An 11,197-nucleotide genomic window follows, 5' to 3' on the forward strand; every position below is an offset into this window, starting at 1 on the left:
CCGACAAGTCGGATAGGCGCCTGTTCACAACAGCACGCGGCAGCAACCGACATCGTGACTGAGCGAGGGTCGCTAACCTTGCTTGCATGAAAATCAGAACCAAGGTCGGTAGGCGCAAAGCGGTCGTTGTGCTGGTGACAGGAGCAGCCATTGCACTGATTACGACCGCGATCTGGACGAGAAGCAACACGCCGAGCGTTCTCGCTGTTGCCCCCCAAGAGCAGCAGACCGTACGGGTTCGTATCAACGGAAAAGATGCTGCGATCGAGACGACGCAGGCCGCAAGCGTTGCCGCCGCCGGGACTCAGTTGATTGCAATTCGCCGAAAGTTGTCGCCCCAGCAGGCCCTTCTGCTGGCGCAGGACATAGCGCGTTGCACAAACGCCGCAAGCTTGGCGGAAACAGACATTCCGACGGGACTGACTCCCGACCAGCAGCGTGAGTTCCGGGAAAACGTTCTGGGTGACTCAGACTGCTCCGCTCTTGAATCAGAACACTCCATCTATGACCTCGCCTACTACGCGGCGTCAGACGGCGACTCCACTGCGAAATTGATGTTCTCGGGACTGGCGTCTCATCAGTTCGACGATGAGCACTCCATGTTCGATGAAGAGCTCGTCAAGCGATTCAAGGAAGCGACAGTGAGATTCCTCAACGAAGCCGCGGACTCGGGTGACAGCAATGCCCTGATGCTTCTTGCGGCCACCTTTGAGGATGGCCTGCATGTGCCTCGCGATGCAGCACGCGCACACGCCTATGCGCGCGCATTCAGCCAGGCCAGTGGCGGCAAGGGGCTTCGCTATGCCGAGCGGCTCTGGAGCCAACTCTCACCGGACCAGCAACGGGAATCGAACCGATGGCATATCGAGATATCGAATCGAAGAAAAGGAGAAATGAAATGAAAGGAAAGTCGAAACGCAATCGCTGGCTGATGATCGTGGTCGCGTGCCTGGGAGGCGCAGCAATCGCAGCGTCGGTTGGGAAATTCTACTGCGGCAAGTCTTGCAGTTTCGATGGACCCTACCTACAGGACGGTGAAGCACATGGATTCCTCCGATCAACGATCAATCCAAAAGTTGATTCTTGGATTGACGCGAAAGGATCCCCCAAGACTGTGGAGCTCTGCAACGGCAGCGTCTGCGCGAAGTATCGCTACGGGAAAGGAACTGTGCTGTGGGAAAAGATCTCTGAGTACAGCAGCAACTGGGTTGGCTCCAACGTAGGTGGAGGAGGTGGCGGTGGCGACGGAGGCGGCAGTTTTGGTGGCGGAGGTGGCTGGGGATATGGTGGCGGTGGCGGTGGCGGTGGCGGTGGCGGCGGAAGGGTGACCATCGGAGCTACTTCGGTAGCTCAATAGCTACCACTGCGGCACACCTTGGTTGCCACGTTCGCTCAGTAGCGCCAGGCCACACCCGGCGAAATGCCTGATTCGCCACGCTGCGCGCTCGCCGGGCATGGCCCGGCGCTACCACATCGCTGCCTCAGCGCGACCGCACGAAGCCGGCGTAGAGCGCGAACAGCTGCTGAAAGTACCGCCGCGTCACTCGATTGCGCATGACACCCTCGCCCATGAAAAGTTGGTCGGGCCCAGGGTGGGAAGGCCGGTCCGGTCCCTTCCCACGGCCGGGCCGCGTGGGCGTATTGGGCCGCAACGGCGTTGCAGGGACATGACCGGGCGGCGTAGCGCGTGTGGCACAGGCCGGCGGGCGGTAGAGCCGGCCGCTGGCCGGCTGCGGTGGTGGTGGACATGATTGCGGTTGCTGGCCAGCGGCCGGCACTACCCGTTTCCGCTTTGCGGAAACAGAAACGCGCCCCGGGGGGCGCGCTTCTGCAGCTGACGCTGGAAAGAAGGCTTACGCCTTCTTTTCCGCTTCCAGCTGCTTGCGGATCTGCGCATCCACCGCCGCAATGGCGGTCATGTTCAGGATCCTGCGCGAGGTCGCGCTGGTGGTCAGGATATGCACCGGCTTGTTCACGCCCATCAGGATCGGGCCGATCGCCACGCCGTCGGTGAACACACGCACCAGGTTGTAGGCGATGTTGGCCGCTTCCAGGTTCGGCAGCACGAACAAGTTGGCGCGACCCTGCAGGGTCGAGCCCGGCAGCAGCTTCTGGCGCAGCGCTTCGTCCCATGCGGTGTCACCCTGCATTTCGCCGTCCACGTTCAGACGCGGGTTGCGCTTGAGCAGCAGCTCGCGCACCTGGCGCATCTTCAGCGCGTCCTTCGAATCGTGGCTGCCGAAGTTGGAGTGCGACAGCAACGCCACCTTCGGCTCGATGCCGAACAGCTTCATGCGGTAGGCCGCCTGCAGGGTCGCTTCGCACAGCTGCTCGGCGGTCGGGTCTTCCTGCACGTGGGTATCGACGAAGAAGAACACGCCCTGCTGGTTGATCACGCCGGTCATCGCCGAGGTCGAGGTGACCTTCGGCTCCAGCGGCAGCACGCTGCGCACGTAGCCCAGCTTCTTGTGGAAACGGCCGACGATGCCGGTCAGCATCGCATCGGCTTCGCCACGGGCCACCATCACTGCAGCGATCAGGGTCGGGCGCGAACGCATCAGGTTCTTCGCCGCGGCCACGGTCACGCCACGACGGCCGGTCAGGCCGTGGTAGTACTGCCAGTATTCGTTGAAGCGCGGGTCGTCGTTGATGTTGGTGACTTCAACGTTCTCGCCGATCTTCAGGCGCAGGCCGAGGCGCTCGATGCGCGACTCGATCACTTCCGGGCGGCCGATCAGGATCGGGTGCGCCAGGCCGTCATCGACCACGTTCTGCACCGCCTGCAGCACCACTTCCTCTTCGCCCTCGGCATACACAACGCGCTGCTTGTCGCTGCGCGCGCGGTCGTAGACCGGCTTCATCATCAGGCTGGTGCGGTAGACGAACTGGGCCAGCTTGTCGCGGTAAGCGCCCATGTCGTCGATCGGGCGCGAGGCCACGCCCGAGTCCATCGCGGCCTGGGCCACGGCGGCCGACAGCTCCACCAGCAGGCGGCGGTCGAACGGGCGCGGGATCAGGTATTCACGACCGAAGCTCGGGGTCTCGCCGCCATAGGCCGAACCCATGTCGGTGGCCGCACGACGCGCCAGCGCCGCAATGGCGCGCACGCAGGCGATCTTCATTTCCTCGTTGATCGCGGTCGCGCCCACGTCCAGCGCACCACGGAACAGGTACGGGAAGCACAGCACGTTGTTGACCTGGTTCGGGTAATCCGAACGGCCGGTGCCGATGATCGCGTCCGGACGGGCGGCGCGCGCCAGTTCCGGCATGATTTCCGGAGTCGGGTTGGCAAGCGCGAAGATCACCGGATCCGGCGCCATGGTCTTGACCATGTCGGCAGTCAGGATGCCCGGCGCCGACAGGCCCAGGAAGATGTCCGCGCCGTCGACGATCTCGGCCAGGGTGCGCTTGTCGGTGTCGCGCGCATAGCGCTGCTTTTCCGGGTCCAGGTCGGTACGACCGGTGTGGATCACGCCCTCGCGGTCGAAGGCCAGGATGTTCTCCGGCTTCAGGCCCAGCTGCACCAGCATGTTCACGCAGGAAATGCCGGCCGCGCCCATGCCCGTGGTCGCCAGCTTCACTTCCTCGATCTTCTTGCCGGTGATCGCCATGGCGTTGAGCACCGCTGCGCCGACGATGATCGCCGTGCCGTGCTGGTCGTCATGGAACACCGGGATCTTCATGCGCTCGCGCAGCTTGCGCTCGACCACGAAGCATTCCGGCGCCTTGATGTCTTCCAGGTTGATGCCGCCGAAGGTCGGCTCCAGCGAGGCGATGATGTCGACCAGCTTGTCCGGGTCGGTTTCATCCACTTCGATGTCGAACACATCGATGCCGGCGAACTTCTGGAACAGCACGCCCTTGCCTTCCATCACCGGCTTGCCGGCCAGCGCGCCGATGTTGCCCAGGCCCAGCACCGCGGTGCCGTTGGAGATCACCGCCACCAGGTTGCCGCGGGCGGTCAGCTCGCTGGCCTGCTGCGGGTCGGCCTTGATCGCTTCACAGGCATACGCCACGCCCGGCGAATACGCCAGCGACAGGTCGCGCTGGGTCAGCATGGGCTTGGTAGCGGAAACCTTGATCTTGCCCGGCGGGGACATCCGGTGGTAATCGAGGGCGGCCTGTTTGAAATCTTCGTTGGACATCGATGTGGGTTACATGAATGGGCAGAAGGGACAGGGGATGATACCCCCGTTGGAGCGTCTGGACCTGTCGCTATCCTGTCGCAGGCATGCTGCGACCGCACAATTCCGTGCCGTATGCGACGGTACCGCGACACCAGCTTCGGTGCGTCCCATGACAGCCATGGGACGCCTTGAAACGCCGCGGGGCCGTACCACTGTCGTGATCGGCCCCGCGGTACCACACACCTGGATCAGCCCCTGGCCGGCAGCGCCTCGGGCACGGCATCGATCAGCGGCGGCAGTTCGCTTTCGCGGCCATCCAGCGCCAGCTTCAGGCGGTTGCGGTCCAGCGCCCCCTCCCAGCGCGAGACCACCACGGTGGCCACGGCATTGCCGATGAAGTTGGTCAGCGAGCGGCATTCGCTCATGAAGCGGTCCACGCCCAGGATCAGCGCCATGCCGGCCACCGGCACCTCCGGCACCACGGCCAGGGTGGCGGCCAGGGTGATGAAGCCGGCGCCGGTGACGCCGGCCGCGCCCTTGGAGCTGAGCATGGCGACCAGCAGCAGGGCAATCTGATGGCCCAGGGTCAGTTCGGTGTTGGTGGCCTGGGCGATGAACAGCGCCGCCAGGGTCATGTAGATGTTGGTGCCGTCCAGGTTGAACGAGTAGCCGGTCGGGACCACCAGGCCCACCACCGACTTGCTGCAGCCGGCGCGTTCCATCTTCTCCATCAGCGACGGCAGCGCCGACTCCGACGAGGAGGTGCCCAGCACCAGCAGCAGTTCGGCCTTCAGGTAGCGCGCCAGCTTGAACACCGAGAAGCCGCACAGGCGGCAGACCAGGCCCAGGATGACCGCCACGAACAGGAAGGCGGTGAGGTAGAACGAACCCACCAGCCAGGCCAGGTTGATCAGCGAGCCAACGCCGTACTTGCCGATGGTGAAGGCGATTGCGCCGAAGGCACCGATCGGCGCGGCCTTCATCAGGATGTGCACCAGCTTGAACACCGGGGCGACCAGCGCCTCCAGGAAGTTCACGATCGGCTTGCCCTTCTCGCCCACCGATGCCAGCGCGATGCCGAACAGCACGGCCACGAACAGCACCTGCAGGATGTTGCCATCGACGAACGCGCTGAGCAGCGTCTTCGGGATGATGTCCATCAGGAAGCCGACCAGGGTCAGGTCATGCGACTTCTCGACGTAGCTGTGCACCGCGGTCTGGTCCAGCTCGGCCGGGTTGATGTTCATGCCGGCGCCGGGCTGCACCACGTGCGCCACGATCATGCCGACGATCAGCGCCAGCGTGGAGAAGAACAGGAAGTACGCCATCGCCTTGGCGAATACGCGGCCCACCGTGCGCAGGTGGGTCATGCCGGCGATGCCGGTGACGATGGTCAGGAAGATCACCGGTGCGATGATCATCTTCACCAGGTTGATGAAGGCATCGCCGAGTGGCTTCATCTTCTCGCCGATCAACGGTTCGTAGTGGCCGAGGATGGCGCCCAGGACGATCGCCACGATCACCTGGAAGTACAGCTGGCGATAGATCGGCAACGGCTTTGCAGGCACCGGTGCTGCGGTCGGGATGTGCATGGCGGACTCCGGAAGGGGCATTTTCAGGCACGTACGGCCCCGGGACTGCACGGGAACCGTTACCGTGGAAACTGACCGCAGGCCCTGTGCAGCACGCGCAGGGGGTGCGACCAATGGACGCCTTTGTACGCGCCGGGCTCGCTGGCGCAGATAACCTATTGGTACTAGCCCCCCGGTTCAGGTGGCCGCGATGCCTACACTGGCGCCGCACCGCCCGATCACGGGGAGGCCGGTGGCCCGAGCTGAACGGCCGGGCGCGTCATTGCGAAAGTTCCGGCCCTTGCGGCCGTTGTTGTCCTGTCCACACGCAATCTGAGAGAGCCGCACCCAACATGCGCCCGATTCCCACCTTGCTGGCCCTGTCGCTGGCCGCGCTTCCCGCCTTCGCTTCGGCTGCCGATTTCGACAACTGGCCGACCAAGTACGCCTTCGGCGACGGCACCGAGCTGGCCGCTACCGCCAACATCGCCTACGACTACAACGATTTCTCCTCGGGCAGCGGCCTTGAGGACGACGACGCCGTGCGCCGCAAGGAGTTCGGTGCGACGCTGAAGAAGAAGGGCGTCTACGACGCGATGGTCTATTACGACTTCCAGTCCGATACCTGGCTGGACGTGTTCGTGCGCTTCGAAAGCAAGGCCTTCTTCGGCCGCGACATCGGCCGCTTCCGCTTCGGCTACATGAAGACCCCGGTCGGTCTGGACGCGAACACGTCCTCGCGCGCCGGCAGCTTCCTGGAAACCGCGCTGCCCGTGCAGGCCTTCTACGCCGGCCGCCGCACGGGTGTGGAATGGGTGCTGGAGCGCCCGCAGTACCTGCTGCAGGCCGGCGCCTATGGCGGCAAGGACCTGCAGGGTGACAACCCGGGCACCACCCAGGCCGTGCGTGCGGTGTGGACCCCGGTGAAGGCGCCGGGTGACGTGATCCACCTGGGCCTGGCCTACTCGCAGGAAAATCCGCGCGGTTACAGCGATGGCCGCGACGTGCACCACGAGGCCAGCGCGCGCCTGCGCGCACGTCCGGAAGCCGGCCTGACCGACATTCGCTATGTCGATTCCGGCGCGCTGGTCACCGCCGACCAGATCCGCCGCACCGGCCTGGAAGGCATCTGGATCCGCGGCCCGTTCTCGGTGCAGGCCGAAGCCCTGCGCGCCACGGTCACCCGCCATGACGGCAAGCCCGACTACACCGGCAGCGGCCAGTACGCGATGGCGAGCTGGGTGCTGACCGGCGAATCGCGCCCGTACAACGCCGGTGCGGTGGCCAACATCAAGCCGGCGCACGACTACGGCGCGGTGGAACTGGTGGCCCGTTACAGCCGCATGGACCTCGACGATGGCAGCATCCTCGGCGGCCGCCAGCACGACCTCACTCTGGGTGCGAACTGGTACCTGACCAGCCACTTCAAGTTCCAGGCCAACTACGTCAAGGTCGACGCCAGCCGTCGCGGCGTGCACAGCACGCCGGAGATCTTCGAACTGCGCGCGCAGATGCACTTCTGACCCCTTCCACGTCAGATCCCGGCGGGCGTGTACGCCACGCCCGCCGGCCCTGCGTAGACTGCCGCCATGTACTGGCTCAGCCGCCACCGGATGCTGTTGCTGACCATCGCGGTGATGGTCGGCGGCACCGTGCTGTGTGCGGTCGCCGCCGGCCACTACGCCTGGCGGCGCGCCCTCGGTGAGGAAAGCAGCCAGGTACAACGCCAGCTGCAGTTGTATGGCCAGGGCCTGCAGCAGCGCATCGACCGCTTCGGCACGCTGCCGCAGGTACTGGCACTGGATCCGGATCTTCTACACGCCCTGCGTGTGCAGCCCTCGCCCACCGAACGGCAGCGGCTGAACCTCAAGCTGCAACGCGCCAATGAAGTCACCCGTGCCTCGACCCTGACCCTGGTCGGTCACGATGGCGTGGCGGTGGCGGCGAGCAACTGGGACCAGCCGACCACCAACGTCGGTGAGAACTACAGCTATCGTCCCTATTACCGCCAGGCGCTGGCCCAGGGCCGCGGCCGCTTCTACGGCATCGGCATGACCACCGGTGTGCCCGGCTACTACCTGTCGCAGGCCATCGAGGAAGACGGCAAGCGGCTCGGCGTGGTGGTGATCAAGGTCGAGCTGTCGGCACTGGAGCAGGAGTGGCTGAGCAGCCCTGACGTGGTGCTCGCCAGTGACGACCACGACGTGGTGTTCCTGGCCAACCGTGACAGCTGGCGCTACCGCCTGCTGCGACCGCTGGGCGCCGATGAGCGCCGCGAAATGCTGGACGCCCGCCAGTACGCCGATCGCACCCTCCAGCCACTGCGCGCACGTACCGAGGATGTACTGGCCGATGGCGGCCGCATGGTGCGCCTGCTGGATCCGGCATTGCCGCAGCCGATGCTGTGGCAGAGCCTTGCGCTGCCGGCCGAAGACTGGAACCTGCACCTGCTGCACGACGCCAGTGCCGCCACCGCCGCCGGCCGTGCGGCCGCGCTTACCGGAGGTGCCGCATGGCTGGCGCTGGGCTTCCTGGTGCTGTTCATACAGCAGCGCCGGCGCCTGGCCAAGCATCGCCTGCGCAGCCGCCGCGAGCTGGAAACCCTGCTCAAGCAGCATGCACAGGAACTGCGCACCGCACAGGATGGCCTGCTGCAGGCCGCCACCGATGCCGACAGCGGCCTCAGCCGCAGCCTCGAACACCTGCCGCAGGGCGTGGTGGTGATCGACCGGGACCTGCGTCTGGTCGCATGGAATTCGCGCTACCTGGAACTGTTCCGTTTCCCGCTGGACCTGGTGCGCGTGGGGCGGCCCATCGAGGAACTGTTCCGCTTCAACGCACGCCGTGGCCTGCTCGGTCCCGGCCCGGTCGACGAGGCCATCGAGCGTCGCCTGAACCATCTGCGCAGCGGCCGTCCGCACATGCGCGAAAGTGAGAAGGACGACGGTACGGTGCTGGAAATCCGCGGCAACCCGCTGCCCGACGGCGGTTTCGTCACCAGCTACGCCGACATCACCAGCTACAAGAATGCTGCACGCGAACTGCGCTCGCTGGCCGATGCACTGGAACACCGCATCGCCGAACGTACCCACGACCTGGACGAAGCACGCCGCGAGGCCGAACAGGCCAACCGCTACAAGACCCGCTTCGTCGCCTCGGCCGTGCACGACCTGCTGCAACCACTCAACGCAGCACGCATGTTCGTCTCGGTGCTGCGCGGCAAGCTGAGCGACCCGGCGCAGCAGCAGACCAGCGATCACATCGACGCTGCATTGGCCGCGCAGGATGCGATCCTCAACAGTCTGCTGGATATCGCGCGGCTGGAATCGGGCAGCCTGCCGACCCGTGTGCAGGCGTTCCGGCTCGGGCCGCTGCTGCAGACACTGGCGCGCGAATTCGGCATCGCCGCGCAGTCGCGTGGCCTGGTGGTGGACTGGGTCGATACCGATGCGGTGGTGGTCAGCGATGAAGCGCTGCTGCGCCGCATCCTGCAGAATTTCCTGTCCAACGCGCTGCGCTACAGCGAGCGCGGTCGCGTGCTTCTGGGCTGCCGTCGCCGCGAAGGCCTGCTGTGGATCGAAGTGCACGACCAGGGCCCCGGCATTCCCGATGCGCTGCAGGGCGAAATCTTCGAGGAATTCCGCCGCCTGCACGACGGCCAGCAGCGCGGTGCCGGCCTCGGCCTGGCGATCGTCGACCGTATCGGTCGCCTGCTCGGCCACCCGATCCGGCTGCGCTCGCAGCTTGGCCGGGGCAGCGTGTTCGCGGTGGGTGTGCCGATCGGCGACGCCAGCGCGATTCCCGCCACGGCACCCGCGCCCGTGCTGGTGCAGGAACCGGCGGCGGACAATCCGCTGCGTGGGCGCCGGGTGTGGGTGATCGACGACGATCCGCACGTGTGCGCGGCCAGCCGCGCGCTGCTGGAGCGCTGGGGCTGCGAGGTGCTGCTGGCCGATGGCCCGCAGGCAGCGCTGCAGTTGGCCACGACGGCAACCGTGCCGGAGCTGGTGCTGCTGGATGTGCGCATGGGTGACCACCACGGCCCGGTGCTGTACGAGACATTGGCAGAGCTGTGGCAGGCCCGCCCGCCGGTGGTGCTGGTCACTGCCGAGCGCGATGCGGGATTGCGTGAGATGGCCGCCGAGCGTGGCTGGGGAATGATGGCCAAGCCGGTGAAACCGCCGGCGCTGCGGGCGCTGATGAGTCAGTTGTTGATCCGGCATCGCGGGTAGTTTCCAGCCAACGGCGCAGCCCCTCGTGGGTGGAGGCGTAACGCGGTTCATGGGTGAGGCCGGGTAGATGGGCTGCGCAGGGGGCGCTGCAAGTACGTCCCTGTAAGCTCGGTCGCCGCATCCATGCGGCTCACGCCCCTGCGCAGCCCATCTACCCGACCACGGACAAGTTCCGTGCGCGTCCGCCCACGGAGAAGAAAAAGAAGATCAGAAGCGGATCGCGCGCTGCGCTTGCTCGTGTAAAGCCGAGCCCATGCTCGGCTCTACAAAAGGCGGCCTGACAGCCTGCTTTTGCTTTTGATCTTTTTTCTTCTCCGTGGGTGGCAGGCCACCGAAATCTGTCAGAGGCCGGTCGGGTTGGGTGCGCGGGGGTGTCAGCCGCATGGGCCTGAGGCATGCCTCGGCGGGTTGGGCAGGACGCCCAACCCCGGTCTTGCCGTGTGCGCAGGACTGCGCACACGAGCAAGCGGCTGCCAAGCCTCCAGGGACGGATTCACGGCGTCCCCCGCGCACCCGACCCGACCGGCCCACTCGCGGCTTCTGCTTTCAGCGACCAACCCAAACCCACCCACGAGGGGCTGCGCCGTTGGCTGGAAACTACAACCCGATCCCCGCGTCGCCTTCCGGCTCCAGCGCCTTCACCAGCACTGCCGCCTGCGTTCGGCTATGGCATTCGAGCTTCTTCAGGATCGCGGTGACATGCACCTTCACCGTGTTCTCGGCCAATCCCAGCGTATACGCGATCTGCTTGTTGAGCAGGCCATCGGCCAGGCACAGCAGCACGCGGAACTGCTGCGGGGTCAGCTGGGCCAGGCGGCTGGCCAGCAGCGCATCGGCCTCCGAGCGCTCGGCGGCCATCGCCGGGAACCACAGTCCACCATCGAGCACCGCCTGCACGGCCTCGCCAATGGTCTCGGCCGGGGCCGACTTCGGAATGAAACCGGCAGCACCGAACTGCTGCGCGCGGCGGATCACACGGGGGTGGTCGTTGGACGAGAGGATCACCACCGGAATGTCCGGATGCGAGCCGCGCACGTGCAGCAGGGCGGAGAAACCGTGCGCGCCGGGCATGGTCAGGTCCAGCAGCACCAGGTCCACATCCGGGTGGGCATCCAGCGCTTCGGCCAGGGCATCGGCACTGGCCACCTCGCGCACCTGCGCCAGCGGCAGGCTCTGCCGCAATGACTGCACCACCGCCGAACGCAGCAGCGGGTGGTCATCGGCGATCAGGATGGTGTATTCGCTCATGCCGCCATTGTACGGGCAG

At 65.9% G+C, this 11,197-nt stretch carries 7 protein-coding genes; 4 read left to right on the top strand and 3 right to left on the bottom strand.

The window, feature by feature from the left end; all coding sequences use genetic code 11:
- Positions 1 to 86 precede the first annotated feature (86 nt).
- Entirely contained in the window at positions 87 to 902 is an 816-nt protein-coding gene (locus tag ACSYS9_RS20285; protein WP_071228138.1) for a hypothetical protein, read from the top strand.
- Positions 899 to 1,357: a hypothetical protein gene (locus tag ACSYS9_RS20290; protein ID WP_177179496.1), complete on the top strand. Its 459-nt coding sequence runs from the start codon at positions 899 to 901 to the stop codon at positions 1,355 to 1,357. The genes ACSYS9_RS20285 and ACSYS9_RS20290 overlap by 4 nt, the downstream gene beginning before the upstream one ends.
- Before the next feature lie 496 nt (positions 1,358 to 1,853).
- Here the strand turns inward: ACSYS9_RS20290 and ACSYS9_RS20295 are convergent, their stop codons facing one another.
- Positions 1,854 to 4,145 (bottom strand): NADP-dependent malic enzyme, encoded by a 2,292-nt coding sequence (locus ACSYS9_RS20295; protein WP_032129106.1) that lies wholly within the window; start codon positions 4,143 to 4,145, stop codon positions 1,854 to 1,856.
- Positions 4,146 to 4,375: 230 nt separating this feature from the next.
- Complete coding sequence (locus tag ACSYS9_RS20300) at positions 4,376 to 5,719, bottom strand: dicarboxylate/amino acid:cation symporter (protein WP_049398388.1); 1,344 nt, start codon at positions 5,717 to 5,719, stop codon at positions 4,376 to 4,378.
- Positions 5,720 to 6,051: 332 nt separating this feature from the next.
- Between ACSYS9_RS20300 and ACSYS9_RS20305 the strand changes: the two genes are divergently transcribed.
- Both ACSYS9_RS20305 and ACSYS9_RS20310 read left to right on the top strand, forming a co-directional pair.
- A complete protein-coding gene (locus ACSYS9_RS20305; protein ID WP_071228137.1) occupies positions 6,052 to 7,221 on the top strand; it encodes an OprO/OprP family phosphate-selective porin in 1,170 nt (389 codons plus the stop codon).
- Between the two features lie 66 nt (positions 7,222 to 7,287).
- Positions 7,288 to 9,930, top strand: coding sequence for a hybrid sensor histidine kinase/response regulator (locus tag ACSYS9_RS20310; protein WP_071228136.1), 2,643 nt, complete (start codon positions 7,288 to 7,290; stop codon positions 9,928 to 9,930).
- Positions 9,931 to 10,527: 597 nt separating this feature from the next.
- Here ACSYS9_RS20310 and ACSYS9_RS20315 read toward each other — a convergent pair.
- Positions 10,528 to 11,178, bottom strand: a complete 651-nt coding sequence (locus ACSYS9_RS20315; protein ID WP_005410976.1) for a response regulator — start codon at positions 11,176 to 11,178, stop codon at positions 10,528 to 10,530.
- Positions 11,179 to 11,197: the final 19 nt, after the last annotated feature.

Source organism: Stenotrophomonas sp. STK17_22, from assembly GCF_051983905.1.
GTDB classification, from domain to species: Bacteria; Pseudomonadota; Gammaproteobacteria; order Xanthomonadales; family Xanthomonadaceae; genus Stenotrophomonas; species Stenotrophomonas maltophilia_A.

What these genes read in the sequence shown, in the direction of transcription:
- ACSYS9_RS20285 (WP_071228138.1), top strand. Translation starts at nt 87, where the DNA reads ATGAAAATCAGAACCAAGGTCGGTAGGCGCAAAGCGGTCGTTGTGCTG.
- ACSYS9_RS20290 (WP_177179496.1), top strand. Translation starts at nt 899, where the DNA reads ATGAAAGGAAAGTCGAAACGCAATCGCTGGCTGATGATCGTGGTCGCG.
- ACSYS9_RS20295 (WP_032129106.1), bottom strand. Translation starts at nt 4,145, where the DNA reads ATGTCCAACGAAGATTTCAAACAGGCCGCCCTCGATTACCACCGGATG.
- ACSYS9_RS20300 (WP_049398388.1), bottom strand. Translation starts at nt 5,719, where the DNA reads ATGCACATCCCGACCGCAGCACCGGTGCCTGCAAAGCCGTTGCCGATC.
- ACSYS9_RS20305 (WP_071228137.1), top strand. Translation starts at nt 6,052, where the DNA reads ATGCGCCCGATTCCCACCTTGCTGGCCCTGTCGCTGGCCGCGCTTCCC.
- ACSYS9_RS20310 (WP_071228136.1), top strand. Translation starts at nt 7,288, where the DNA reads ATGTACTGGCTCAGCCGCCACCGGATGCTGTTGCTGACCATCGCGGTG.
- ACSYS9_RS20315 (WP_005410976.1), bottom strand. Translation starts at nt 11,178, where the DNA reads ATGAGCGAATACACCATCCTGATCGCCGATGACCACCCGCTGCTGCGT.